Source organism: Pseudomonas silensiensis (genome assembly GCF_050434865.1).
GTDB classification, from domain to species: domain Bacteria; phylum Pseudomonadota; class Gammaproteobacteria; order Pseudomonadales; family Pseudomonadaceae; genus Aquipseudomonas; species Aquipseudomonas fluorescens_W.
Map to the genome: position 1 here is coordinate 253,156 of NZ_JBNDJH010000005.1, position 23,817 is coordinate 276,972.

Genomic DNA, 23,817 nt, shown 5'->3' on the forward strand with positions numbered 1-23,817 from the left:
ACCCAGTCACTTAAGCGATGCGATCTTAGTCTCAGGGTACCGCTTTCTGTTGGTTACGTATGTCCGCCTCTGGCCGATAACGGCCTGTTGCGAAAGGCGACAATCAACCCTTTGTCGCCTCCCCACTGATCACACCTTTTATCGTCTCTACTTCTAGTCAGGCTCGTACATACAGAGGGGAGCGCGCGATGAGCACCGAACAGGCGGCACCTGAGACGAAAGGCGTTACGGTGACGTTACTGGCAGCCATTGACCTGGGGCCTGAGATCGAGGGTATGGCAGGGCGCCAACTTAGAATGCGCAGGGTGACCATCGAGCCTGGAGGCGTCTTCGGGCCGATTCACAACCATATAGACAGACCCGGCACCGTCTACATTCTGCAAGGCACGATCACTGACCATCGAAATGGCGTCGCCACGGATTATGGGCCGGGAGTGGGCTGGCCCGAGGACAGGAACACCACACACTGGCTTGAGAACAGAGGCACGATTGCGGCGGTGGAGATCTCGGTCGATATTGTCAGTATCCAGTCCTGACTTCACTTGAACTGAGCAACCAGCCAATCCTTCAAACGCCCACACGCCGGATCCTCTGCCTTCGTCTCATTGATCATCAGATACTGAACCGATTCCCTGAGCGTCAGTTCTTCCGTCACCGGCCGAACCAGGCGCCCCTGCTGCACCAGATGCCTCACCAAATGATCCCAGCCCAAGGCGATGCCTTGATCATCCAGCGCCATTTGCACGAGCAGGCTGTAGTCATTGCTGCTGAAGTAGTGCGGGTTTTCCGAGGCCGGGATCTGTAGATCGTGGGACTGGAAAGCGAACCACACATTCCAGTCGACCTGTTCTGACAGTTGGGAACGTCCATAAGGGTTCAAATCCAGCAGTACGCTGTTGCGCATGCCCTCCAGGGTTTTCAGTTCTGGATGCGCCTCCAGATAACGAGGCGTGCACACGGGATAGACGACTTCATGGAACAAGGGTATCCGCAGATAGCCGGGGCGCAGATCACTGTTCTTGGTGATGAATATATCCGGATTTATCCCAGGCTCCATCACCAGAAAATGCTGGGTGGTGATGATATTCAGGTCGACATCGGGATGGGCGCTGAAGAAGTCTTTCAGTCGGTGGGATAGCCAAAGCGCCGACAAGGCGGGTGAGCAGCAAAGGGTCAGCGTGCGCTTATCGCTTTTTTCCCGGCGGATTCTTTCAGTCGCTTGAAAGATGTTGAGCAGAGACAGCTGTGCAGCATCGAAGAGTGTGGTGCCCGATGCCGTTAGCCTGACTTCCCTCCCGGTACGGGTGAACAACTCGGTCCCCAAGTAGAGCTCAAGCTCGCGAATCTGACGGCTGATCGCCGCCTGCGTGACGCACAACGCCTCGGCGGCCCTGGTGAAGTTCCGATACTTGGCGGCGGCCACGAAGGATCTCATGGCCTTGAAGGACGGCATTGAGAGCAGGGCCTGATCAGGCTGGGAGCTTTTAGCCATAACAAAAACTACCTGTATTCTCGAAAAAAAAGTCGGTTCTGCCCATTGGGCTCCGGGTCCACACTCTACCGCACGATGGGCTGCGGACCACGGCCAATCGAACCCGCGCCGCGCACACAAAAACAAGGAGACGACATGCCGTACCAATCAGGAAGGGAAGCGTTCATGCAAGGTGTCCGGGCGCTCATTCCATTGAGTCCCGGTGTCGTTCCTTTCGGTTTGCTGACGGGGGTCATGGCGATCAACATGGGCATGTCGCCCGGCACGACCATGGGCATGACGCTGCTGTTCTACTCCGGGTCCGCCCAGATGGTTGCACTGCAACTGCTCCATACGGGCGTTGTGCCGCTGGCGATTGTGGTGACGGCCCTGGTCATCAACTTGCGCTTCATCATGTACAGCGCCTCATTGGCACCCCATCTGCACCACTTGCCCCGGCGCTGGACGTGGCCGCTGTCCTACATGCTTTCTGACCAGTCCTACGCACTGTGCAGTCTCAAACTTTCCTCTGGCGAGCTGGGTCAATTCGCACACCACTACTATGCCGGCACTGCCTCTGCCATGTGGCTGTCGTGGCAATTGTCGGTATTGGCGGGCATCTACCTGGGCGCAAGCATCCCTGAGACCTGGTCATTGAGCTTCGCCATACCGCTTTCGTTTCTGGCGCTTCTGGTTCCCGGCATCCGTAGCGCGGCTAGCCTGGCCGCTGCCTCGGCCGGCGGGCTGATCGCCGTGTTGGCGGTCAATATGCCCTATAACCTCGGGCTGATAACCGCTTCCATCGGCGGTGTCATGGCGGGTCTGTTGATCGAGAGTGTTCGCAAGCGCCCATTGAGCGATGCGCTGACCCATGACGTCGAGAGGGAGACACCATGAGTGATCTAGCCTTGTGGGGGGTGTTCCTGGCGGCTGGTTTGGGAACGTTCGCGATGCGCCTTTCTTTTGTCGAACTGTACGGCCGGTTGCGCATCCCGTCAGTGCTGAGCCGGGCCTTGCTTTACGTACCGGCGAGTGTGCTGGCGGCCCTTGTACTGCCCGCCGTGGTGTACCCCAACGGGCAGGGTGAATTCGTGTTGAACAACCCCCAGATACCCGCCGCCATAATTGCAGCCTGGGTCGCCTGGCAGACTCGCAATACGGTCCTGACGCTGGCGGTCGGTATGGGAGGGTTGTGGCTATTCAGGTTTTTCGGTGTGTAATGAGTCGATGAGCAGCCGGGACGGCCTCAACAGCAGGGGGCCGTCAGCGACAAATTGTCTGCCAGGCACCTGGCCTGCCGAGTTGCGTCCTCACGTGCGCGCAGATCAACGTCTTCCCCCAGGATGGTTTTCTCCACAATCACCGAATGCACATCCGTGATGCCGATAAATTTCAGCCAGGCCTCCACGTAGGGCTTCTGGAAGTCGAAGCGCGCCGCCGATGTGCTCGACTGCGCCGAAAAATCCAGACCACGGGCGTACATCACCACGGCGAGTTTATTGTGCAACATGCCTTCCAGACCGCGTTCCGGGTCAACGCTGAACAGAATGTCTTTCTGCGATACCAGGTCGATGAAGTGCTTGAGTTTGTACGGGATGCTGAAATTCCACAGCGGTACGGACATCACCAGTACATCCGCGCGGTGCAGGTGACTGGCCAACTCTTTCAGCGTGTTCCAGGCGTCTTGTTGTGCGGTCGTCAACGGCGTGCCATTGAGCCCGGCGTATTTGGCCTCCATGGCCAGATCATCGAATTCCGGCAGCGCCATGTTCCAGAGGTCGAGGGTGATGATTTCGGTGTCTGGGGTGTTTGCTTGATAACGTGCAATGAAGCTGCGGGCGACTTCAAGGGAAGCCGAACGCTGCTTGCGTGGAGAACATTGAATATGGAGAAGAGTCGTCATGGCACACCTTGAATGATGGGGGAGCAGGGCAGGTGTGAGCATTGCAACATAGCTGTATTTGAAATATAAATCGTAAAATCCTACTTGATTAATCACGTATAAAACTATGTTCGATGCTCTGCTGCTCAAGACATTTGTCACCGTCGTCGATGAAGACGGCTTCAGCCGTGCCGCCCAGAAGCTGCACCTGACTCAGTCGGCGGTCAGTGGCCATGTGCGGCGACTGGAAGAACAGATTGGTAAACCCCTGCTGACGCGCACCACCCGTTCCCAGCAACTGACGGCCGATGGCGAGCGCCTGGTCTCCTATGCGCGCACGATCCTCGCGCTCAACCGTGATGCCTGGGCAGACCTGACACGCACGCCGTTTCACGGGCGACTGCGGATCGGCGTGTCCGAAGATTTTGTCGAGTCTCGATTACTGCGCACCGTTCAGGATTTCGCAGCGCAGTACCCTGGGATGGAGATCGAGGTGCAGGTGAACATTCCCGGTACGTTGCTGGCGCTGATGAAGCAAGGGCACCTGGAAGTGGTCATCGGTTCGCTGTGCGAAACCAGCGAAGCGGGGCTGTTGCTATGGCAAGAACCGCTGGTGTGGGCCTGGTCCGCGCAACCCGTCGCCCGGTTACCCACGCCGTTGCCGCTGGCCCTATTCCCCGAGCCGTGCCCTTATCGCGAGGCCGCGCTGACAAGGCTGGCCCAGGCGGGGATCGCCCAACGCACGGCGATGTTATGCAGCAGCACCGCCGGGTTACGGGCGGCGGCGCTGGCAGGCTTCGCGGTAGCGCCCATGCCACTCAGTCAGTTGGGGCAAGGATTGGCGGTTGTTGGGGTAGAGCATGGGTTGCCGGATTTGCCGGATGCGCAATGTCGGCTGTTTACATCGCCTGACGCGGATCGGGGGATTGTGGCTGCGGTTATTCAGGTTATTTTGGAGTATTGCTCTACGCGGAGGGCTTGATTGTCATTTCAAGGGCTTGCTTGAGCGTCTCGGGTAGCGGTTATTATTGCGCTCCGTTAAACAGGATTGCTCAGGCACGAGCATTCCGTTCGCTAAATCAAGGACGTGATTCCAGTGGGCAAAGAAATTATCTTAATGCGTCATGGTCAGCCGAATCTGGCTACGCTCGACAAGGTTTCAGCACTTGGTATGAAGCGCTGGATTGAGCAATACGACTTATCCGAAATTGCGAACCAGCCTGCCCCTAAAGCGAGTTTGGAACTGGCCGCTACCGCCAAAGTAATTGTCTCAAGCAGCGCGCCCCGTGCGCTCACATCTGTCCGGGCCTTGGGCCTTCAACCCACCACCGTGGATGAGATTTTTTGCGAGGCACAGTTACCCTATGGACGATGGGCACTGCCACGACTTTCACCATTCACGTGGGCATTTATTCTTCGTATTTTATGGTTATGCGGTTTCTCCGGGAATGTTGAGTCTGCCCGCAAGGCGAGGGTGCGGGCCATTGAGGCAGCACAACGACTTCAGTCCCTTAGCTGTGAAGGTTCAGTTCTTCTGCTCGGTCATGGATTCATGAACCGAATGATCGCAAAGCAGCTGGAAGCTGCTGGGTGGACTCGCCATACAAGTACCGGCAATCGATACTGGAGCGCTGCGACCTACCGAACGAGTCATGGTTGAGGCATATATTTTGATTAACCAAATGACGGATATTGCCTGGCGCGTATTCGCCAGACGCTGACAGTTCGGTGGATGCTGGCGCAGCTCTTTGTTTGCGGACACAAAAAACGGGCGCCTTGATGGCGCCCGTTTTCATTTCATCCATTGCCCTAACCATGGCCGACCGCACATAGCGGCTTTGCCGTATGAAAGGCTTCACATTTTATTTCACATACTGACTTGATGAAGAGGCGCTAATTTACTGGCCTCCAGAGATTTTGTAGGCTCTTAAAACAAAATTATCTTCACATTTTATTTCACATATTTTTTGTGAAATGACTTCGGTCAATGGGCTCACGAAAGGCTCTGTCAGCAGCGTTTATGCACAGATCGCAATTGCAGAAAACGGGCGCCCATTGAGGCGCCCGTTTTTACTTACTCCTTCACCTGCGCTCGTAAGCGTCGACCGATCACGTCCATCAAGTCACAGCCGTCACGTAACGGAATGACTAACAGCTGAGAAAAGTCTTTCAACACCACCGTGTCGCAACCGAGTTCGGCGCGGTAGGCGATGTTTTCCAGCACCTGCGTGACTGTGCGAATGCGGTAATCGGCCATGGCTTGCAGGACGTCGAGTGGGGCTTGGGTGTCGATGAGCAGGGAGGCCGGGCTCAGGTCGATTCCGGTGAGGGGCATGTATCTTTCCATAGGTGAAACTCCGAATCAGATTTATGAGGACTGACTCGATCAGCAGGTCGCCAAACCTGGTCGCTGGTGAGCGACGGGGGACTATAAATCCTGTTGCTGTGGCTATCTAGGTCGCGATTGCTGATATTCGTGTAAGACATGTAAGTGGATGTAAATTGGAGAAGCATTCGATGACCTTTAGCGAAGGTAACGCCCTAGCCAAGGAAATTTTGATGGCCTCAGATACTTTTTTTGGAAGCTATCACTCCTCAGATCGAGCTCCACGCGCATAGGCTTCGAAGGGGAGAGAAGCTATACTCCTTCGCCATGCACAATCCAGAACATATCCGCGAATTACTCAAGACATGGGTCGCCAAGACCATGCCTCATGCCGAAGACGATGTTTTCATCGGAGAGCTTTGCTTCGTTAATAAATCAAGGCGTGCAGACCTCGTACACGCGAACGGTCAGCTAACGGCATTTGAAATTAAATCTGCCGCAGATAGCCTGTCCAGATGGGAAGGCCAGCAAGATGCCTACCTCAGTTGCTTTGATCAGGTTTGGCTCTGCTGTCATTCCAAACATATAGAGAAAGCATTCGGCATCACTCACAGAAGTGTCGGAATTCTCGTAATTGACGACCTTGGATCTATCGCTGTTGTTAGGAAGGCTGCACCCAATAAATTTGGCGATAAATTTACCCTTACTGGGCTTTTGTGGCGAACGGAATTAGATGAAATCTGTAAGGAGTTTCAGCTTAAAACGAAAAGTACTATGAGGATAAAGGAAGTGCGCCTCGAAGTGGCCGAGGCGCTAGAGTGGGAGCTTATTCGAGATAAGGTTTTAAGTAGACTTAAGGTTCGATACTCTGAGTGTCAGAATATGTCGTCGATGGAGATGCTGTCGCCATTATCTTCATGCTGAAGAAACTGAAGCGTTGCACAAATATGTTGGTTCGCTCTTAGACCGTTCCATACTCCATTATTTCCATACTTTTCATTTGTTTGATTGATCCGTCCGTATTCTCTGTTTGCCCAGCAAAAATCATCGCCGTGGTAGTCGGGTAACTGGCGAATGTCTCTTGCTAGCTGAACGTAGTTTTCAAATTCTTTATCTCTTCCTAGTCTCTTCAGCCACCATTCATTAGGTGCGTAATAACTGGCGAAAGGTATGACAGCCATGCCTGGAATATATTCTATAGCGGCGCCAGGATTTGTGCCTGCATAGTCGCCGTAGATTAAATTTATAGAGGTGTTCAGTTGTTTTGCTTCAGTTTGCCAAACTATGTCGTGACAAGTTGCTGTGCTGGAACTTCCTGATTGAGGCTTCTGACTCGGGAAGGATGAGCTAATTAGAGACGCGCTGTGAACCCCGTAGAGATCCAAGGTAGATAAGATATGGTCAAGTGTGCCGCCGTTAATGGTGGATACCGGAGATTTGTCCCCAAAGTCCAGTATTACAATTATTTTTTCTGGGGTGGCTATGGCGTCAAGAATACTTATTGCTCTGTCCCAGCTGGCGCCTGTTATTTCTGCAGAGCAAATAACTCTGATGGCTATGGTTTCAAAGTCTATTAGTAGTAGTCTGGCTTGTTGTATTACGTCTCGCGAGTTGTCCGTGTCGAGCCAGGACACAACTGGTATTAGTGAGTTATTTTTAGCTTTTAATTCGGCGAGCCAGACGCGTTTTTTTTCGAAGTGATTGGTAGGGTTGTGTAGATCCCTTTCTGCTATGACTTCCTCTGCGATATCTTGTGGCGATCTGGACACGTCCATCAAATATGGATGATCGCCCCAGCTCACAAGAAAGTCGTTAAGATTGCGTTCTTTACCTCTCATGTTGAGAAGTGGTGACACTAATTTCTTACGATCCTCTTCCAGATTTATCAGTGCCTTTACATCGTTTTGACCTACCTTCATACACGGTATGTAAAGCATGCGTACCTTCCTTTGGTGGTGGAGCGAAGCTCGACTAGAGCTGGGTTGAGCGTAGATGCCTTTCTCGAAACCGTTGACTAAGTGATGTATCTTCGTATTTCTTGATTCTCTACACGCATTCCCAAATACAATTTCAAATCATTAGTTTTATTCATTTATGCTTGCGTAAATCCATTTAAAATCCCCCGTTTGCGTAGCGACCTACCCTCATCCGAGATTTTTCTACTCATGCAAGCCTCCACCCAATCCCACCCCCTCTGGAAAACCTACCTCCTTTTCCTGGCCCCCATGGTCCTCTCCAATTTCCTCCAATCCATGTCGGGCACCATCAACAGCATCTACATCGGCCAAATGCTCGGCACCCAAGCCCTGGCTGCCGTCTCCGGCATGTTCCCCATCGTCTTCTTCTTCATCGCCCTGGTCATCGGCCTCGGCGCGGGTGCTGGCGTGCTCATCGGCCAGGCCTGGGGCGCGCGTGAGCCGCATCTGGTGAAAACCATCGCCGGCACAACCTTGCTGTTAGGCGCAATGATCGGCCTGACAGCAGCCGTACTGGGCAGCGTGTTCGCAAGGCCAGCCCTGGAAGGCTTGGGCACGCCGGCCGACGTTATCGACGACGCCGTGTCCTACGCCCACGTGATGATGTGGATCATGCCGTCGCTGCTGGTCTACGTGCTCTTCACCCAACTGCTGCGCGGGGTGAGCGATACGGTGTCGCCGTTGATTGCGTTGGTGGTGTCGACGTGTATCGGGTTGGCGCTGACGCCGGCGTTGATTCGGGGTTGGTTCGGGTTGCCGATGATGGGGATTCAGAGTGCGGCGTATGCGGGGTTGGCGGGTAATTTGTCGGCGATGGGGTGGCTGGCGTGGCGGTTGATTCGCAAGGGGCATCCGTTGGCGCCGGATCGGGAGATGTTTGCGGCGATGCGGCTGGACCTGGTGATTCTCGGCAAGGTGCTGCGCATCGGGTTGCCGACCGGGTTGCAGATGGTGGTGTTGTCGGTGTCGGAGCTGGTGATTCTGGCGCTGGTGAATCAGCACGGTTCGCAGGCGACGGCGGCGTATGGCGCGGTGACGCAGATCGTCAATTACGTGCAGTTCCCGGCGCTGTCGATTGCGATCACGGCGTCGATCCTCGGCGCTCAGGCGATTGGGGCAGGGCGCCTTGAGCGCATGGGGCCGATTCTGCGCACGGGGTTGTTGATCAACGTGTGCCTGACCGGTGGGTTGGTGGTGTTGGGTTATCTGTTGTCGCACTGGTTGTTGGGGTTGTTCCTCACGGATGATTCCACCCGGGCGAAGGCGGAGCATCTGTTGCACATCATGCTGTGGAGTCTGTTGGTGTTTGGCTTCCAGGCGATTGTCGGCGGCATCATGCGCGCCAGTGGCTCGGTGCTGGTGCCGATGGCGATTTCGATTGTGTGTGTGGTCGGGGTGCAGTTGCCGGTGGCGTATGTGCTGGACGGGCACTTCGGGTTGCAGGGTGTGTGGATGGCGTTTCCGGTGGCGTATCTGGGGATGCTGGTGTTGCAGACGGCGTATTACAAAATGGTCTGGCAGCATCAGAAGATCGAGCGGTTGGTGTAGGCGGGCAGGATGCGTGCTGAACCTGCCGTTGATTAGGTCGGCGATGGCCTTTGCTTCAGCAGGTCGGCCAGCAGTTCGCAAACCGGTACCGATATTTTGACTCGCGGGCGCCCGTTGTTTTTGGAGGACGCACCCGCTAGACCACTGCGCCAAACAAATGCCCCACCAGCGCCGTAATACCCATGGCCAGAGCTCCCCAGAATGTCACCCGCCAGGCGCCGGTTATGACATTGGCTCCGCCTGTCTTGGCAGCAATGGCGCCCAAAGACCCCAAAAACACCAGCGACATGACCGATATCCAGGTCCCGACGCTGTGCTGCGGCGCGAAAAAAGTCACGGCCAGAGGCAACGCGGCACCCACCACGAAGCTGGCGGCGGAGGCCAGGGCGGCCTGCAAGGGCTTGGCGGTGAGGATGGCGCTGATGCCCAGCTCGTCCCGGGCGTGAGAGCCCAATGCGTCGTGGGCCATCAATTGATCGGCCACTTGATGCGCCAGTTCCGGTGATACGCCGCGATGCATGTAGATGTTGGCGAGCTCGATGTGTTCGGCTTTCGGGTCGCTCGCCAGTTCTGCCCGTTCGCGGGACAGATCGGCCCGCTCGGTATCGGCCTGGGAGTGCACGGAAATGTACTCGCCTGCGGCCATGGACATGGCGCCGGCCATCAGCCCCGCCATTCCGGTGACCAGCAACGTAGCGTGGCTGGCGTTGGCGGCCGCGACGCCGATCAGCAGACTGGCGGTAGAGACAATCCCATCGTTGGCGCCCAGGACGGCGGCGCGCAGCCAGCCGATACGATCGCTTCGGTGTGCCTCGGTGTGCCTGTGCATGAATTTCATTGTTTAACGGGACTCACTGTCATTAGGCGGTTCAAGTCGGACGGGCTCCGAGTGGTCCGGCAATCGGCGTCAACGGGTTTCAATCTGCGCCTGCAACTGGCCGCCGACAATGGATATTTCTTTGAACTGTTCACCCTCGCGCAGCACGAACAACGCGTCCATCCCGCGTTCCTGAGCCAGGCGTGGGCCCTCGGTTTCGCCCAGAACCATCAGCGCCGTGGCCCAGGCATCGGCGAGCATGCACGAGGCCGCCACCACGGTGACGGCGGCGAGCGGGTTGCACAGCGGTGCGCCGGTGGCCGGGTTCATGGTATGAGCATAGGATTGACCGGCCACGTCAACCCAGTGTCGATAGTCCCCGGAGGTTGCGATTGCGGCATCGCTAAGTTCCATCACTCCCATGACTTCACGCACGCCCCGGTTGGGCTTTTCCAGGGCCACGGCCCAGCACTGGCCGTCAGGTTTGACGCCCCGGGCGCGCATCTCGCCATCGATGCCGACCAGGTAGCAAGTAATGCCCAAACCCTCCAGGCAACGAGCCAGTTCATCAACGCCAAAACCTTTGGCGATGCCACTCAAATCAAGGTTCAGCGGCACGCGCTTGCGCACCTGATTGCGTTGCGGCTCAACCACCAACGCGGCGCTGGCTAACAGCCGGACGTGCGGCGGCATCGTGCCAATCGCCTGCTCTGTGATCGTCTGCTCCCCGGGACCGAAGCCCCAGGCGTTAACCAGGTCACCGACAGCGATGTCGAAAGCGCCGCCGGATTGCTGACTGACGCGCAATGCAGCAGACAGCACCGTCGCCAGTTCCTTGGGCACGGACACCCATTCGTGCTCGGGGGCGGCGTTGAGGCGGTTGAGGTCCGAGTCGGGTTTCCAGGTGGACATTTGCTGGTCCACCCGGGCCACAGCGCGCGCCAGGTGATGACTAACTTCGTCGGTATCGATCCCGGCCCCGGCATAAAACAGGGCGGTGTAGCGGGTGCCCATGGTTTCGCCGTTCAGGCTATAACGCTGCAACTCAGTAGACGTCTTCACGGTAGCGTCCTTGTGCCTTGAGGGTCAGCACACTCAGGTTGAGAGGCGCCAACACTTCATCGAGGGCTTGCATCACGCCTTTGGCCATTTCGCGGCTGCCACACACCAGCACCTGGGCACCTTTTTCAATCAGTCGGCGCAAGGCCAGGGCATCGCTGATCAGCCGGTCTTGCACGTAGCTGCGGTCCTGTACCTGAGAGAAGGCGGCGCGCAGTGCCGTGAGGCGTCGGTCCGACAAGTATTGGTTGAGCTCCGGTTCATAGAGGAAATCCGAGGCCGGGTTGCGCCCGCCCCAATACAAGTGCATCGGGTGTCGAGCCTTGTTGTTGCGGATAAAACCAGCCAGAGGACCGATACCGGTACCGGCGCCGATCAGGATCACCGGGTGCGTGCCCGATGCCGGACGAAATTGCGGGTTGGGCTGGATAAAAGCTTCGATTTGCGCGCCGATGTTCAGGCCATGAAGGAGTTCCGAGCACATGCCACCGCTGTGTTTACGCACACAGATCTCCAGCTCGCCGTCCTGCGAACCGCTGGCCAGCGAGTAGAAACGTGGGATCGGGCTGCCCGGGGGCAGAATCCCGACCAGGTCACCGGCCAGAAAGCCCGGCAGCTCGTTGGGTGCTTTGAAGCGCAGCACATGGGTCGGCGCATTCACCTGTTCGCCATAGGTAATGCGCTCTGTCAGCTGCAATTGATGCGTACGCGGCTGCTGCGGGGTGTGAACCAACGTCAGGTCCTGCCCCAACACTTCGCCCAACGCGAGGCCCCAGCGCGCAAACTCCTGAGAGGATTGGCGGTTGACGGTTTCCAGCTCCAGCAATGGCGAGCCACCGGCCTGCAACATCGCGTCCTGCACCTGATGGGCGTACTGACAGAATTGCGCAAACTGGCGGTCGCCCAGGCCCAGCACAGCAAAGGGCAGGCCGGGTTTGAGGCCGGTGTTGGCCAGCCGCGCCAGGAACTGCGAAGCCGAGACCGGTGCATCGCCGTCACCGTGGGTCGCGGTGAGGATGAACACCCGTTGGGCATTGCGGTAATCGCCGACCCATTCATTCATCGCCGCGCTATGCACCTGATGGCCACTCTGGTGCAAGGCGTCGTGCAAGGTTTTGGCAAAGCCCCAGGTGCTGTTGTTTTCACTGCCCACCAGAATCACGCTGTCGGCGGAGTGGGCAGGGCTGTTGTGGCGGATGTTCGGGCCAGCCTTGCGGCGGCGCCACCACAACAGGATGCCGGTCACGCTCATCAGCGGCACGCAGAGGGCGCAGAGCCCAAGCGGCAGGCCCAGCCACCAGAGGCCTTCGCCGGTGTGCAGCTGATAGGTCCATTCGTAGAGGTTGTGCATCGAGTCGTGGGCTTGATAGGACAACAAGGCGCCGCTGGCCTGATCCACGTAGCCGTCGCCCTGGGCCGTGCGCAGGGAAAACACATCGCGCGGGTTGCCGGGGCTTGGGTAGACCAGTTCGCGCAAGTCGTTCAGGTCGGTGGCCTGCAAGGCTTGCAGGTTCGCCACCGGCAAGGCCGGGCCGACGCTGATGTGGGCGGGGAAGGCGGGTTCACGTTGACTGCCGTCGGCGATAAAACCAAAGGTGGTGGCGGACATGTAGAGCCCGCTCAATGCCGACAGCAGCAGCCCGAGCAATGCCAGTCGCCCGACTTCAGCATGCCAGCGCTGGCTGAAGGTGCCCCGCAGTGGCCGCAGCAGGTTGCGCCAGCCACCCAGGCGCCGGGCCAGCAATAGCGCACCGGACACCGACAGCATCAGCATGAACAGCGCGCCGACACCCGAAACTCCATGGCCCGGCGTGCCAAGGAACAGCGATCGGTGCAGGTCTTTCACCCAGCGGGAGAACGCGGATGGCTCGTAAGGGGCGAGGCCTTGGCCGGTCAATGGGTCGACCTTTTCCGCCCCGGCCTGGCCGTTCTGGTTGTAGTAGACGATCACCGTGCCGGACGCTGAGCGCTGGATCTGCTCCACGCCCGGAAAGTGGCTGGTAACGCGCCCGGCCAGTTGGCCGACGTTGAGTTGTCCGGCAGGAGTGGACGTGCTGTGCAGGTGTTCCAGCGCCGGGTCGACAGACAGGATCGCGCCGCTGATGGCCAACAACATGACCAACAGGGCGGCGATCAGGCCAGGAAGGGAATGGAACTGACGAAGCATGTTCAGCCTCCAGAGATGGCGGGTGCTACAGATCGTAAGTAAAGGAGTCGACGTAGGCACTGCCGGTCGCCGGCTTGCCTGCGCCCTTGGACGTCAGGGGCACGCTGACATCGCCGCGGGCGTCACGTTTGTCCTCGACGGCGCTGTCGATGCGGATCTGATACCCGGCATCAATCAGGGTGTCTGCCAGTTCGACGCTGACTTTGAGCGTGCGCCCACTGCCGACACTGGCGCCGCTAACCCCATCGAATTCGCTCGGGTTTATCCCGCTGCCACGGGCCCAGTCGCCCAGGTGCTTGTAATATTTGGCCTTCTTGCCGGCCACCCAGAGGGTTTTCTGGTATTGGCCATTTGCGTCGGTGACGTAGATCGCCAGGTAGGCATCATTGCCGCTGTAGTCCTTGAGCTGTGTGGTCAAGGTCACTTCACGGGCCTGGGCCAGCCCCGGCAGGGTAATGGCGCCGACGAGGCAGGTTGCTGCGATGATCTTTTTCATGGCGGTGTCCTTTTGATCGTTAGGTCGAGAGCCTGGACCTGCTTGCTGACAGCAACCTGAAACGCAGGAAAAACTCATCGACAGGTGAGGCGTCATTCGGTGAGCGGGCTGCCGAGGTAGTCCCTGGCATCGCCGTCATCCCGGAAATGGATCTCGAGTGTGTGCAGGCGCAGCGATGCCGGTGAATAGCTGGCTTCGATGGCATTGCCTTTGCGGTCCAACCCCTTGAGCTCGTAACAACCGTCGTCGACCTTGATGCGCTGCACGCTCCAGCCGTACTGCCGCTCGACCTGCTGACGCAAGGTTTCGCGCGGTTGCCAGTCGCTCACCGGGTCGCTGCAGTCGTCATCGGCCAGGGCGTAACCGCTGAGCAGCAGGCTCAACAGCGCGGCATTGGCAATAAAACCTGATTTCATGATCTGTCTCCTGCCGAGGTCGGCGTCTGTGGCATACCCTAAGGTGCATTCCTGACAACCAGCTGAATCTTCAGATTCACGTCAGGTAAGGCGTTTAAGGTGCTGCACGACAACCATCGCAGGAGGTGCCAGATGCGGGTTTTATTGGTCGAGGACGCACCAGGTTTGGGGGAGGCGGTGCGCGAGCAGATCGCCGATGACGGTCACGCAGTCGATTGGGTGCAGCGCCTGGACCATGCGCGCAACAGCGTGCGCACCACGCCTTACGACCTGATCCTGCTGGACCTGATGCTCCCGGACGGTCGCGGGCTGGATTTTTTGCGTCAGCAACGCTCGGCAGGGGACGTGACCCCGGTGATTATCCTGACCGCCCAGGATCAGATTTCCGATCGTATCGCTGGCCTCAACGCGGGCGCCGACGACTACCTGGTCAAACCGTTCGACCTGTTTGAGCTCTCGGCCCGTGTGGCGGCGGTGGCCCGGCGTTATAGCGGCAACCCCAATCCGCAGATCAAACTCGGTGATTTGCAGGTCGACATGAGTGCCCGTACGGTGCAGCGGGGCGGTGCGACGGTAGACCTCACGGCGCGGGAATGGGCGCTGTTCGAGGCGTTTGTGCAGCGCCCCAGCGCGCTGCTGTCCAAGTCGCAGCTAGAAGAACGGCTGTATGCCTTCGGCGCCGAAATCGAGAGCAATACCATCGAGGTCTATATCAGCCGTCTGCGTAAAAAGCTCGGGCGCGACCTGATTGAAACCGTGCGGGGCATGGGCTATCGGTTGATGTCCGCATGAAGCCGTCATCAAGCCTGCAAAAACGTCTCGGCCTGGGATTGACGTTGGGCACGACCTTACTTTGGCTGGCGGCGACCGTCGGCGCTTGGCTGGTGGTGCAACATGAATTGAACGAGGCGTTCGACAGCGCGCTGGAAGAGACCGCGCAGCGCATCCTGCCCCTGGCCGTGCTGGAAATCAGCAACCGGGAAAACCCCAGTGAGGCACAACATGTCGCCACCCTGAAAATGCACAAGGAATACCTGACGTATCTGGTGCGCGATGCCAAGGGCGAGATCCTGATGCAGTCCCACGACGCCAACCCGAAGATCTTCAATCAACAACCGGCCGAAGGCTTTTCAACCACTCAAAAATACCGTCTGTATGGCGCCAGTGCGCTGCGCGAGACGGTATTCATCGAAATCGCCGAACCTCTGGAACATCGCCGTGAAGCCGCGCGGGAAGCGTTGCTTGCCTTGTTGTTGCCGTTATTGGCGCTGATTCCCATCAGCCTGTTTGGCACCTGGATGTTTGTGCGCATCAGCCTGCGCAGTGTATTGGCGTATCGTCGTGCTGTGGAAGCTCGCGGCGTGGGTGATCTGTCGCCGATCCACGTGGCGCGACTGCCGGCGGAAATCGCCCCGTTGGCCGAGGCGGTCAATCATCTGCTGGAGCGCTTGCGCAAGGCCTTGGAGACCGAGCGCAGCTTTACTGCCAACAGCGCCCATGAACTGCGCACGCCGCTGGCCGCGACCCTGGCGCAGATCCAGCGTTTGCATCACGAAGCGCCTGAAGGCCCGTTGCGGTTACGCGCGGCTAAAATCGAAACCTCGTTGCGCGAACTGACGCGGCTCTCGGAAAAACTCATGCAGCTGGCCAAGGCCGAGGGGGGTGGGCTGTTGTCCGAAACGCCCCAGGACCTCATTCCGTTGCTGGCTCATGTGGTCGATGAGTGGAACCACAGCAGTGGGCACCGGATCGAGTTGCACCTGCCAACCCAGACGAGCGTGTACTCGACGATTGATCCGGACGCCTTCGCCATCCTGTTGCGCAACCTGATCGAGAACGCGCTCAAGTATGGCGCCGCGGATCAACCGGTCGAAGTCAGTCTTACCGACCAGGCGCTGCTGCGTGTGGTCAATGGTGGCCCGCCGGTGCCCGAGCCGGTGTTGCAGCGGCTCACCGAGCGCTTTGTGCGGGGCAACAGTGAAACCAGTGGTTCAGGGTTGGGGTTGGCGATTGCCCAAACCATTGTGCAGGGCGTCAACGCGAAAATACGGTTGGTATCGCCGGCGACAGGTCGGACGGATGGATTCGAAGTCTGCGTCTGGTTTGCGCTCGCGTCGACGGTCGAAGACTGAGGGCGGTGCCGGACAGTGACATTAACGTGCTGTCCGGACCCTCGATAAAGTCAGTGGGCTTTTTATGCGAAAGGTATGACTATTAGTTGGCGTGTCAGTCATGAATGAGAGTGGATCGCTATTGCACTTGTTGTGAGCATCGTCACAACTCATGGATCCAATAAGCACTGTTTTATGCTTATGTTATTCACCAGGCTAGTTACCATGGGCGTTTCGGAGAAGTGCACGAGTTACTGTGGTGCGAAGGTCTTTCACATAACCACCGTTTGTCGGTAGTTTGCTCAAAAAATGAACATTCCAGGATCCCCGGCCTCTGATCCTGCAGCACGTCACCCAAGACCTGCTCCTGCAGCCGCAGAAAAGAAGTGGACAATTAACCTCATGTGCATTGAATGCTAATGGGGATTTTTTTACCCGAAATTCAGGAGGCAATACATAAGCCGGTCATTGATTTGCCGGGCAAATCAATGGGCTAAGCAGTGCCAGGTCTATGAGTTGGCATATCTTATAAAAGTAAGATCGCGCAGGGTTTTGAAGAGTTGAATGCCCTGTTGAATATTGATCTGTACTATCGAATAAGGTGGAGAAAGTACCGTGGCGATAAATACAATTATGAGCCTGCTCGAAAATAAAGAGTGCATGGAATTTTTGCGATTGGGCGTTATTTACGTTCATTTAGTATCGTGTTGTGTGGCCATTGGTTTGGTATTGACCAGTGATATTGCGATGGTTAGGGACTTGTTGAAACGGAAAACATTCACTGAGCATGATAATGCTCATATGGAAAGTCTTCAGAAGTCTGTCATCGCTGCATTGATAGCGTTGTGGGTGACGGGTGCCGCTGTCATCGGTATCGATTACCTGGAAAAAGGTATGAGTTACTTTATGAATCCAAAGCTGCACGCCAAAGTGATTATTGTCGTGTTGCTGAGTTACAACGGCATCTTGTTGCATCGCCTGGTATTGCCTGCGCTGCAAAAGGCCGGCTCGTTGCTCAATCTTGGCTTCAGCGCACGGATGCTGGCGCTGTTCTGCGGCTCGCTGTCGGCCGTGTCCTGGATGTATGCGGCCATGCTGGGTGTCGGGCGGCCGTTGGCCTGGAAATACTCCCTTTCCGAACTGTTGATGGCGTATCCGGTACTGATTGCACTGGGTTTCCTGACGATGCTGGTGTTGACTCAGCGTTTGAAAACACAGGACTCCGTCGTTATTTCTCCACGGACAGTAGCGAGCGCATGTTAGGCCTTGCCTAGTCCTGAAACAGGTTTACACCTGTTTCACCCTAACGCCCGATGCACTGCATCGGGCGTTTTGTATTTTAAGGACAGGCGCGTGCATCATGGCTGAGCTTGATGTCAGCCACCGTCAGACCGACAATTCTGAGTGACCGTGTGATGCGAACCGACAGGCGTGATCGCCTGAGGAGGTTTTCAAATGAGTCCCTCATCGCCCACCCTCCTGCAGGACCGGGCCGCTGCCGGTCGACGGCTGGTGGAGCCGTTACTCCAATACGCGCATCGACCCGATGTCATCATCCTCGCCTTGCCCCGTGGCGGTGTGCCGGTGGCCTATGAAGTGGCCGCGGCACTGGACGTTCGTCTGGACCTGATGCTGGTGCGCAAGCTGGGCGTTCCGTCTCATCAAGAATTTGCCATGGGCGCCATCGCCAGCGGCGGCATCCAAATCCTCAATGAACAGGCGCTGCGGGTTCACCCGATTGCCCCGGCCACGTTCGATGACGTGGTCGCACGGGAAACCCGGGAGCTGCTACGCCGCGAGCAGGTTTACCGGGGAGCGCGTGCGCCTGTGCAACTCAAGGACCAGGTGGTGATCCTGATCGACGACGGCCTGGCGACAGGCGCCTCGATGATGGCAGCGATCCAAGCAGTGCGTGTGCACGCGCCGTCTCGCATCGTCGTCGCCGTGCCCGTGGCACCGATTGAAACGGCGGAGGCGCTGCGCCGTGAGGTGGATGAGCTGATATGCCCGATCCTTCCCGACTGGATGATGTCGATCAGTCGTTGGTACATGGACTTTACCCAGACCTCGGATGCCGAGGTCATCAAGCTGTTGCAGCGGGCGTGGCAGCGAGAGTCCAGTTCCGCGCAGCAACGCTCCGGCGGATCAGGCCACGATCTTTGATCTCAAGCGTTGCCGACCCAGACCTCAGGTCTGCGTTGATTCCACGGCAGCGCCTGCTCCAATTGCCCCGCCAATCGCAACAACACCTCTTCCGCCCCGAATCGCGCGGCGAATTGCAGGCCAATGGGCAGTCCTTGCGCGTGGGACATGCCCAACGGCAACGATATCGCCGGCGTCCCCGCCACGTTGAACACTGGCGTGAACGGCGAGTGCTCGAACACCCGGGCGGTCCATTGCAGACCGTCCATGGCTGCTGCGCCGACGCTGTAGGTGCCGAGGGCCTGGGGCAGGCGCGGCAGCGTCGGGGTCAGCAGCACGTCGAAGTCGTCAAACCAACCCGCCACACTGCGAGCAATGAGGTTGCGCACTTCCAGCGCTCCGGCGAACGCCGTCGCGCGGGCGTGTTGGCCGTAGGCGTAGCAGGCGAGGGTGGCGGGTTCCAGGGTGCTCAGGTCGATGGGCCGTTGGGTGGCTGCAGACAAACCATCGATCCAGCGCACGAGCGTTGCACACCAAATGTGAGCATTGGCTTCGACAAACGATTCCCACGAGGTGCCCAGTGGTGCTTTGACGCGTTCAACGTGATGGCCGAGGGTTTCCAGTTCACGGGCGACAGTCTGTGTCGCCTCGGCGATCTCGCTGTCGAGCGCGGCGCCATTCCACGGTGTGTCGAGCAACCCGATGCGCAACCGTCCCGGATCACGGCCCACCTGTGCCAGAAAACCCTCGGCGGGTGCGGCGGTGTAGTAAGGATCGCCCGGCGCATAGCCCTGGACGACGTCCATCAGCGCCGCACTGTCGCGCACGGTTCTCGACAGCCCGAGTTGCACGCCGAATCCGGCAAACACTTCATCCAGCGCCGGACCGTTCGAGGTGCGCCCACGGGTGGGCTTGAGCCCGACCAGACCATTGAAGGCGGCCGGCACGCGGATCGAACCCGCAGCGTCGGTGGCGTGGGCAATCGGCACGATGCCGGCAGCGACCGCTGCACCGGAACCACCGCTTGATCCACCGGCCGAGCGTCGCGTGTCCCACGGGTTGCGGGTCGGGCCTTGAAGAGCGGATTCGGTCTCGGTGCTGAAGGCCATTTCCGGCGTCGTTGTGCGTCCGAGGGTGGCGAGGCCGGCCGCATTGAAGCGCTGCATCAGGAACGAGTCCGACTCCGCCACCAGACCTTGCGCGAGACGGCTGCCCAGTTCGACGCGACGTCCGGCCGAGGTGATCGCCAGGTCTTTGATCAGAAACGGCACGCCGGCCAGCGGGCCAATGCCCTCCGTCACGGTGGGCGTCCAGTGTTCGATGACCGCGTTGATCTGCGGGTTGACCCGTTGCACGGCTTTGATCGCGAGGTCGGCCAGTTCCGCAGCAGTGACTTCACTGTTCGCTACCAGTCGGGCCAGGCCGATGGCGTCGTAGGAAGCGTATTCATTCAAGTTCATGGGGGGACTCCTGTTGAGAGACCCGATCATAGGTGTGTGCAGTCGCCACGATTAGCCCATAAAAGCGGTTTGGAATGTACCGTTGGTGGCACAATCGCGCTATCTCCCCTTTACCTCGCAGGCGGCCCGATGATCAGGGACTTGAATGACACGTTGGTGTTTGTGCGGGTGGTACGCCTGGGCAGTTTTACCGCCGCGGCCCATGCCTTGCAGATTCCCAAGACCACCGTTAGCCGGCGGGTGCGCGAACTGGAGCAGGCCATCGGCGTGCAACTGCTGCGCCGCACCACCCGCCAGTTGAGCCTCACCGAGGCGGGGGCGGTTTACTTTGATCAATGCAAGGACATCGCCACCACGCTGGAGCACGCCGAACTGGCGGTGCATCAACTGCGCGACGGTCCGCGCGGCTGGTTGCGGGTGACGGTGCCGTACTCGTTCGGGGTCAGTTGGTTTTCACCGCTGGTGGCCGGTTTCTGCCAGGCGTATCCGGAAATCAAACTGGAGATTCTGGCGTCCCATGTGCCGCTGGATCTGGTCGGGGAGGAGATCGACGTGGCGTTGCGTTTGGGGGCTTTGCCGGACTCAAGCCTGGTGGCTCGCCGATTGGCCAGTTACGCGACAGGCATCTACGCAGCGCCTGAATACATCGAGCGTCACGGCCAACCGACCACACCTGACGAGCTGATCCAGCACCGTGCGTTGGTGTTGCACCAGGCCAGGCGGGACGTCGGCTATGTCTGGCCGATGCGCAAGGCCGGCGCCAAGCTGCGGCAATATCGGGTCGAGCCGTCGATCATCGCCAACGACCCGGCGTTGTTGAAAGAGGCGTTGTGCGCCGGGGAAGGGCTGAGCCTGGGGATGGATCAAAGCATGCAGGCGGACGTGGAAGCAGGGCGGTTGTGCCGGGTGTTGCCGGAGTGGATCGGCCCGCCCCAGGACCTCAACGCCGTGACGGCGCGCGAGCATTTGCCCTCGCCCAAGGTCACCGCGTTTATCGGGTATCTGAAGGCGCGAATACCCGCGTTGGGGCCGTGAGCTAAGCTTCCAGTCAGCTCAGTCCAGAGGTCTCTTGCCATGGGCAGCACCTTGGAAAACGTCTTTATTTCATTCGGCAGCGCGGCCTTTGGTGTTGTGCTGACGCTATTGCTTCCTATGCTTTTGAGCCACTGGCAATACTCGCGCCGGGACGATCTGCTCGGCTTCTGGGAATCTACCTGGCAGGATGCCGACGACCCCAATCAATGGGTCATTGAGACGGTCGATGTCGATATCGACAGTGGACGACTTCGACTGCGCAACGCCAACAATATTGGCGGTTACCTGTGGCAGGGCTCTTGTGAACTGTATGACGGTCACTATCTTTACGGCACATGGAAGTCCATCAAGAAAGGCGCGACCTCTACGGGGGTGTTCAGCTTCCTGATTCTTCCTCAAGCCGAAGTGTTGGTGGGTCAGGCCCTGGGCCAGGACAAGCATGGCGTCCCTCGGACGTCGGACTGGATCCTGGCCAGGCGCAAAGAGGATATCGAGCTCGGGAAGCAGTGGCTGGCCAAACACGCCACTTACTACCGCGGTGACGTTAAGCCAGGCGCTTGATTTCAGCGATCAAATGATCGACCCCCGCCAGCATGAACTCGATCGTTGTTTCGTCGACGAAGTGGCCGTTCTGGATCTTTTGATTCACGCCGGGAATGACGATCTGAGGGCCGCAAATGACCCTGGACAGCGTGGCCGACAGCGTTTCCCGCAGTTGAGACTGGGCACGCACTCCGCCAAGCACGCCGGGTGAAGAGGTCATGATCAGCACGGGTTTGTTTTTCAGCGGTGAATTGAAGCCCGGGCGGGAGGCCCAATCCAGCGCATTTTTCAGCACGCCGGAGGTGCCGTAGTTGTATTCAGGCGAGCAGATGATCAAACCGTCGGCTTGTGCGATGGCCTCTTTCAATGCCGCCACGGATGCCGGAAGCGCTTGCGTTTCGATATCTGCGTTGTACAGGGGGATGTCATTCAGCGCGAAGAGACTCATTTCTGCCTGATCGCCCAATCGAGCGCCAAGGGACTTGAGTACCGCTGTGTTCGTGGACTGTGAACGCAGGCTGCCTGAAATACCGAGCAGACGATGAGTGGCCATAAAAATCCTTCAATCCGAGAGATGAGTAATCAAACAACTACACAGCCTGTTTCTCTGCGGGTGACACTCCGATCATCACAAACAGTGCCCGGGCAATCCGCTCACTTTTGTTGCGCCACGCGTGTCGCGTGCCATTTTGAATAACGATGTCGCCGGCCTTTACCAGACGGCTCTGACCGTTATCCAGCTCCAGCCACATTTCACCTTCCAGAATGATTCCGTAATCAATGGTGGCAGTGGTGTGCATGCCCGGATGGCCCGGCTCGAAGCTTTCGATCAAGCCCGGCAGTGCAGCGCTCAACTCGCTAAAGGCCTGGACGCCATCGGCGAGGTTCTGCATGACGGTGTCGGGTGGGAAATCGAACATGGCGATGCTGGTGCCGCCCTGAGGAGGAATCAGCGAGGCGTGATCAAGCGTCGGGTCGCGTTCTTTTTCGAGGAGTGTCGGCTGGGCAGGCGTCGTCCACAGCTGTGCCATCGCGTGCCCCGGGATTGAGGCAAAGGACTGGGCTCTTGGGGCAAAGTCATCTGAAACGAACACGGAATTGCCCTGTTCGTCGTGGCCGGTGACGATTCTTCTTATCTTCATAGGGGTTACTCAACGGGCAGTCAAAGAGTCAGCGAGGGGCGGTTGAACCGCTCCACTCGCTGAGTTTAGTCAAGGACAGATGACGTAGTTGCTGAAGCCGCCATGGCGGTTTTCGATACCGGTAATCGCGCTGTTGACGTCCTCCAGACTGAAGGCCGTGTTTTCGAAGAACGAGAGGTCAAGCACCCCGGACTCAACCATGTCCGCCATGGCTTGGCCTTGTCCGGTGGTGAACCAGGCCGATCCGCTGATCTGGATGTCGTTGTCCATGATCCAGTGCAGATCAATCGGCACTTCGCCGGCGATGGCGCCGACGTTCACCAGATGCCCACCGCGATGGAGGGATTTAAGCGCCTGGGTCAGGCTCTCGTGGGGGGCGCCCGGGCCTAGGGCATCAATGACGACATCGACCCCTTCGCCATGGGTCACTTGATAGGCCCATTCGTGGGTGGGAATCGTGCCGAGGGTGTGAATTTCAATCCGGCCCGGGGCCGCCAGGTCTTTCACCTTCTGGAACAAGTCCTGGTTTCGGGCGGTGCCGAGGATTTTACGAACGCCCATGGCCAGCGCCAGTGCTACGGCGCCCAGGCCGAGTGTGCCGCTGATTCCGTTGATCAACACCGTGCTGCCAGGACCTGCGTTGGCCTTGAGCAATGCTTTGTAGGCGGTGCCCAGATAACCCAAGCGTGCAGCGGTTTCGAAACTGATGTTGTCCGGCAGTTTGACCAGGCTGTATTGCGGGGCAGGGATGTACTCGCAAAGGCCACCGTAGGGGTAGTCTTCGAACATGCGTGGGCTTTTCGGAGTGAAGCCGAAGTAACCGTTGAACGTATAGGCGGTGCACGCGATGGTGTTGCCCGCGCGGCAGGCCCGGCATGAACCGCAGTGCCTTCCCGGATTGACGTAAACCCGGTCACCGACCTTGAAGTCGTAGACCTGGGCGCCGACAGCTTCGACGACACCTGAAGGGTCCAGTCCGAAAATGGCAGGGAGTTTCGGCAGGGGGTTATGCGGGAACCATTTGACCCAGTTGGTGAGGATGTTGTGCAGGTTCGGGACGATCCCGCAGGCCTTGATCTTCACCAGTACTTCGGTCGGACGAATCTCGGGGACGGACACTTGCTCGATGACCATGGGTTTACCGCCTTCATACAGACGTGCGGCGCGCATAGTTTTTGCAGTCATGATGTTCTCCAACACACATATTGTTTTTGTAGTGGTATGTA

General features: G+C 58.2%; 26 protein-coding genes. 13 read left to right on the plus strand and 13 right to left on the minus strand.

Annotated elements, in window-relative coordinates:
- Positions 1-188: 188 nt before the first annotated feature.
- Positions 189-536: a cupin domain-containing protein gene (locus QF010_RS09675; RefSeq protein ID WP_429510440.1), complete on the plus strand. Its 348-nt coding sequence runs from the start codon at positions 189-191 to the stop codon at positions 534-536.
- Between the two features lie 2 nt (positions 537-538).
- On the opposite strand, the gene QF010_RS09680 is transcribed toward QF010_RS09675, so the two are convergent.
- Positions 539-1,492, minus strand: coding sequence for a LysR substrate-binding domain-containing protein (locus QF010_RS09680; RefSeq protein WP_429533001.1), 954 nt, complete (start codon positions 1,490-1,492; stop codon positions 539-541).
- 135 nt (positions 1,493-1,627) lie between these two features.
- On the opposite strand from QF010_RS09680, the gene QF010_RS09685 reads away from it, so the two are divergent.
- Both QF010_RS09685 and QF010_RS09690 read left to right on the plus strand, forming a co-directional pair.
- Positions 1,628-2,368, plus strand: a complete 741-nt coding sequence (locus tag QF010_RS09685; protein WP_429533002.1) for an AzlC family ABC transporter permease — start codon at positions 1,628-1,630, stop codon at positions 2,366-2,368.
- On the plus strand, positions 2,365-2,691 hold the full coding sequence (locus QF010_RS09690; RefSeq protein WP_429533003.1) for an AzlD domain-containing protein: 327 nt from the start codon (positions 2,365-2,367) through the stop codon (positions 2,689-2,691). Before QF010_RS09685 ends, QF010_RS09690 begins: the two co-directional genes overlap by 4 nt.
- Positions 2,692-2,717: 26 nt before the next feature.
- Here QF010_RS09690 and QF010_RS09695 read toward each other — a convergent pair whose 3' ends face one another.
- Positions 2,718-3,374, minus strand: a complete 657-nt coding sequence (locus QF010_RS09695) for an FMN-dependent NADH-azoreductase (protein WP_429533004.1) — start codon at positions 3,372-3,374, stop codon at positions 2,718-2,720.
- Between the two features lie 106 nt (positions 3,375-3,480).
- Here QF010_RS09695 and QF010_RS09700 point away from each other — a divergent pair, with 106 nt between their 5' ends.
- Both QF010_RS09700 and QF010_RS09705 read left to right on the plus strand, forming a co-directional pair.
- Positions 3,481-4,335, plus strand: coding sequence for a LysR substrate-binding domain-containing protein (locus QF010_RS09700; RefSeq protein ID WP_429510436.1), 855 nt, complete (start codon positions 3,481-3,483; stop codon positions 4,333-4,335).
- A gap of 114 nt (positions 4,336-4,449) precedes the next feature.
- Positions 4,450-5,013 carry a histidine phosphatase family protein gene (locus QF010_RS09705; RefSeq protein WP_429533005.1) on the plus strand — a complete coding sequence of 188 codons (564 nt, stop codon included), beginning with the start codon at positions 4,450-4,452 and terminating at the stop codon, positions 5,011-5,013.
- Positions 5,014-5,427: 414 nt separating this feature from the next.
- Here QF010_RS09705 and QF010_RS09710 read toward each other — a convergent pair whose 3' ends face one another.
- Positions 5,428-5,700, minus strand: coding sequence for a hypothetical protein (locus tag QF010_RS09710; protein WP_429533006.1), 273 nt, complete (start codon positions 5,698-5,700; stop codon positions 5,428-5,430).
- Between the two features lie 306 nt (positions 5,701-6,006).
- Here QF010_RS09710 and QF010_RS09715 point away from each other — a divergent pair, with 306 nt between their 5' ends.
- On the plus strand, positions 6,007-6,603 hold the full coding sequence (locus QF010_RS09715) for a sce7726 family protein (protein ID WP_429533007.1): 597 nt from the start codon (positions 6,007-6,009) through the stop codon (positions 6,601-6,603).
- On the opposite strand, the gene QF010_RS09720 is transcribed toward QF010_RS09715, so the two are convergent.
- Positions 6,555-7,616 (minus strand): beta family protein, encoded by a 1,062-nt coding sequence (locus QF010_RS09720; protein ID WP_429533008.1) that lies wholly within the window; start codon positions 7,614-7,616, stop codon positions 6,555-6,557. The two genes, QF010_RS09715 and QF010_RS09720, sit on opposite strands and share 49 nt — an antisense overlap.
- 228 nt (positions 7,617-7,844) lie before the next feature.
- On the opposite strand from QF010_RS09720, the gene QF010_RS09725 reads away from it, so the two are divergent.
- Positions 7,845-9,203: an MATE family efflux transporter gene (locus tag QF010_RS09725; protein WP_429533009.1), complete on the plus strand. Its 1,359-nt coding sequence runs from the start codon at positions 7,845-7,847 to the stop codon at positions 9,201-9,203.
- Positions 9,204-9,339: 136 nt separating this feature from the next.
- On the opposite strand, the gene QF010_RS09730 is transcribed toward QF010_RS09725, so the two are convergent.
- The 5 genes from QF010_RS09730 to QF010_RS09750 form a co-directional block, all read right to left on the minus strand.
- On the minus strand, positions 9,340-10,041 hold the full coding sequence (locus QF010_RS09730; RefSeq protein WP_033060159.1) for a VIT1/CCC1 transporter family protein: 702 nt from the start codon (positions 10,039-10,041) through the stop codon (positions 9,340-9,342).
- A gap of 69 nt (positions 10,042-10,110) precedes the next feature.
- Entirely contained in the window at positions 10,111-11,082 is a 972-nt protein-coding gene (locus QF010_RS09735) for an FAD:protein FMN transferase (protein WP_429533010.1), read from the minus strand.
- Complete coding sequence (locus QF010_RS09740) at positions 11,066-13,246, minus strand: PepSY domain-containing protein (RefSeq protein WP_429533011.1); 2,181 nt, start codon at positions 13,244-13,246, stop codon at positions 11,066-11,068. Before QF010_RS09740 ends, QF010_RS09735 begins: the two co-directional genes overlap by 17 nt.
- Positions 13,247-13,271: 25 nt before the next feature.
- Complete coding sequence (locus tag QF010_RS09745) at positions 13,272-13,742, minus strand: DUF2271 domain-containing protein (RefSeq protein WP_429533012.1); 471 nt, start codon at positions 13,740-13,742, stop codon at positions 13,272-13,274.
- Positions 13,743-13,834: 92 nt separating this feature from the next.
- A complete protein-coding gene (locus QF010_RS09750; RefSeq protein WP_033060166.1) occupies positions 13,835-14,158 on the minus strand; it encodes a PepSY domain-containing protein in 324 nt (107 codons plus the stop codon).
- A 132-nt stretch (positions 14,159-14,290) separates the two neighbouring features.
- Between QF010_RS09750 and QF010_RS09755 the strand changes: the two genes are divergently transcribed.
- The 4 genes from QF010_RS09755 (at position 14,291) to QF010_RS09770 (ending at position 18,432) form a co-directional block, all read left to right on the plus strand.
- Entirely contained in the window at positions 14,291-14,950 is a 660-nt protein-coding gene (locus QF010_RS09755) for a response regulator transcription factor (RefSeq protein WP_033060168.1), read from the plus strand.
- Complete coding sequence (locus QF010_RS09760) at positions 14,947-16,290, plus strand: HAMP domain-containing sensor histidine kinase (protein WP_429533013.1); 1,344 nt, start codon at positions 14,947-14,949, stop codon at positions 16,288-16,290. The genes QF010_RS09755 and QF010_RS09760 overlap by 4 nt, the downstream gene beginning before the upstream one ends.
- Before the next feature lie 594 nt (positions 16,291-16,884).
- On the plus strand, positions 16,885-17,532 hold the full coding sequence (locus QF010_RS09765) for a hypothetical protein (RefSeq protein WP_429510425.1): 648 nt from the start codon (positions 16,885-16,887) through the stop codon (positions 17,530-17,532).
- A gap of 192 nt (positions 17,533-17,724) precedes the next feature.
- Positions 17,725-18,432, plus strand: coding sequence for a phosphoribosyltransferase (locus tag QF010_RS09770; RefSeq protein WP_429533014.1), 708 nt, complete (start codon positions 17,725-17,727; stop codon positions 18,430-18,432).
- Between the two features lie 2 nt (positions 18,433-18,434).
- On the opposite strand, the gene QF010_RS09775 is transcribed toward QF010_RS09770, so the two are convergent.
- Entirely contained in the window at positions 18,435-19,871 is a 1,437-nt protein-coding gene (locus tag QF010_RS09775) for an amidase (protein ID WP_429533015.1), read from the minus strand.
- Positions 19,872-20,000: 129 nt separating this feature from the next.
- On the opposite strand from QF010_RS09775, the gene QF010_RS09780 reads away from it, so the two are divergent.
- Positions 20,001-20,906 (plus strand): LysR family transcriptional regulator, encoded by a 906-nt coding sequence (locus tag QF010_RS09780; RefSeq protein WP_429510422.1) that lies wholly within the window; start codon positions 20,001-20,003, stop codon positions 20,904-20,906.
- 39 nt (positions 20,907-20,945) lie between these two features.
- Positions 20,946-21,467 (plus strand): hypothetical protein, encoded by a 522-nt coding sequence (locus tag QF010_RS09785; RefSeq protein ID WP_429533016.1) that lies wholly within the window; start codon positions 20,946-20,948, stop codon positions 21,465-21,467.
- Here QF010_RS09785 and QF010_RS09790 read toward each other — a convergent pair.
- From QF010_RS09790 to QF010_RS09800, 3 genes are all read right to left on the minus strand, one after another.
- Positions 21,451-22,002: an NADPH-dependent FMN reductase gene (locus tag QF010_RS09790; RefSeq protein WP_033060181.1), complete on the minus strand. Its 552-nt coding sequence runs from the start codon at positions 22,000-22,002 to the stop codon at positions 21,451-21,453. The two genes, QF010_RS09785 and QF010_RS09790, sit on opposite strands and share 17 nt — an antisense overlap.
- 37 nt (positions 22,003-22,039) lie before the next feature.
- Positions 22,040-22,591 (minus strand): cupin domain-containing protein, encoded by a 552-nt coding sequence (locus tag QF010_RS09795; RefSeq protein WP_033060183.1) that lies wholly within the window; start codon positions 22,589-22,591, stop codon positions 22,040-22,042.
- Positions 22,592-22,660: 69 nt separating this feature from the next.
- Entirely contained in the window at positions 22,661-23,776 is a 1,116-nt protein-coding gene (locus tag QF010_RS09800) for an alcohol dehydrogenase catalytic domain-containing protein (protein WP_033060184.1), read from the minus strand.
- Positions 23,777-23,817: the final 41 nt, after the last annotated feature.

Bases quoted from the DNA above. Each gene is read 5' to 3' on its own strand.
- QF010_RS09675 (WP_429510440.1), top strand. From the start codon at position 189: ATGAGCACCGAACAGGCGGCACCTGAGACGAAAGGCGTTACGGTGACG.
- QF010_RS09680 (WP_429533001.1), bottom strand. From the start codon at position 1,492: ATGGCTAAAAGCTCCCAGCCTGATCAGGCCCTGCTCTCAATGCCGTCC.
- QF010_RS09685 (WP_429533002.1), top strand. From the start codon at position 1,628: ATGCCGTACCAATCAGGAAGGGAAGCGTTCATGCAAGGTGTCCGGGCG.
- QF010_RS09690 (WP_429533003.1), top strand. From the start codon at position 2,365: ATGAGTGATCTAGCCTTGTGGGGGGTGTTCCTGGCGGCTGGTTTGGGA.
- QF010_RS09695 (WP_429533004.1), bottom strand. From the start codon at position 3,374: ATGACGACTCTTCTCCATATTCAATGTTCTCCACGCAAGCAGCGTTCG.
- QF010_RS09700 (WP_429510436.1), top strand. From the start codon at position 3,481: ATGTTCGATGCTCTGCTGCTCAAGACATTTGTCACCGTCGTCGATGAA.
- QF010_RS09710 (WP_429533006.1), bottom strand. From the start codon at position 5,700: ATGGAAAGATACATGCCCCTCACCGGAATCGACCTGAGCCCGGCCTCC.
- QF010_RS09715 (WP_429533007.1), top strand. From the start codon at position 6,007: ATGCACAATCCAGAACATATCCGCGAATTACTCAAGACATGGGTCGCC.
- QF010_RS09720 (WP_429533008.1), bottom strand. From the start codon at position 7,616: ATGCTTTACATACCGTGTATGAAGGTAGGTCAAAACGATGTAAAGGCA.
- QF010_RS09725 (WP_429533009.1), top strand. From the start codon at position 7,845: ATGCAAGCCTCCACCCAATCCCACCCCCTCTGGAAAACCTACCTCCTT.
- QF010_RS09730 (WP_033060159.1), bottom strand. From the start codon at position 10,041: ATGAAATTCATGCACAGGCACACCGAGGCACACCGAAGCGATCGTATC.
- QF010_RS09740 (WP_429533011.1), bottom strand. From the start codon at position 13,246: ATGCTTCGTCAGTTCCATTCCCTTCCTGGCCTGATCGCCGCCCTGTTG.
- QF010_RS09745 (WP_429533012.1), bottom strand. From the start codon at position 13,742: ATGAAAAAGATCATCGCAGCAACCTGCCTCGTCGGCGCCATTACCCTG.
- QF010_RS09750 (WP_033060166.1), bottom strand. From the start codon at position 14,158: ATGAAATCAGGTTTTATTGCCAATGCCGCGCTGTTGAGCCTGCTGCTC.
- QF010_RS09755 (WP_033060168.1), top strand. From the start codon at position 14,291: ATGCGGGTTTTATTGGTCGAGGACGCACCAGGTTTGGGGGAGGCGGTG.
- QF010_RS09760 (WP_429533013.1), top strand. From the start codon at position 14,947: ATGAAGCCGTCATCAAGCCTGCAAAAACGTCTCGGCCTGGGATTGACG.
- QF010_RS09770 (WP_429533014.1), top strand. From the start codon at position 17,725: ATGAGTCCCTCATCGCCCACCCTCCTGCAGGACCGGGCCGCTGCCGGT.
- QF010_RS09775 (WP_429533015.1), bottom strand. From the start codon at position 19,871: ATGAACTTGAATGAATACGCTTCCTACGACGCCATCGGCCTGGCCCGA.
- QF010_RS09780 (WP_429510422.1), top strand. From the start codon at position 20,001: ATGATCAGGGACTTGAATGACACGTTGGTGTTTGTGCGGGTGGTACGC.
- QF010_RS09785 (WP_429533016.1), top strand. From the start codon at position 20,946: ATGGGCAGCACCTTGGAAAACGTCTTTATTTCATTCGGCAGCGCGGCC.
- QF010_RS09790 (WP_033060181.1), bottom strand. From the start codon at position 22,002: ATGGCCACTCATCGTCTGCTCGGTATTTCAGGCAGCCTGCGTTCACAG.
- QF010_RS09795 (WP_033060183.1), bottom strand. From the start codon at position 22,591: ATGAAGATAAGAAGAATCGTCACCGGCCACGACGAACAGGGCAATTCC.
- QF010_RS09800 (WP_033060184.1), bottom strand. From the start codon at position 23,776: ATGACTGCAAAAACTATGCGCGCCGCACGTCTGTATGAAGGCGGTAAA.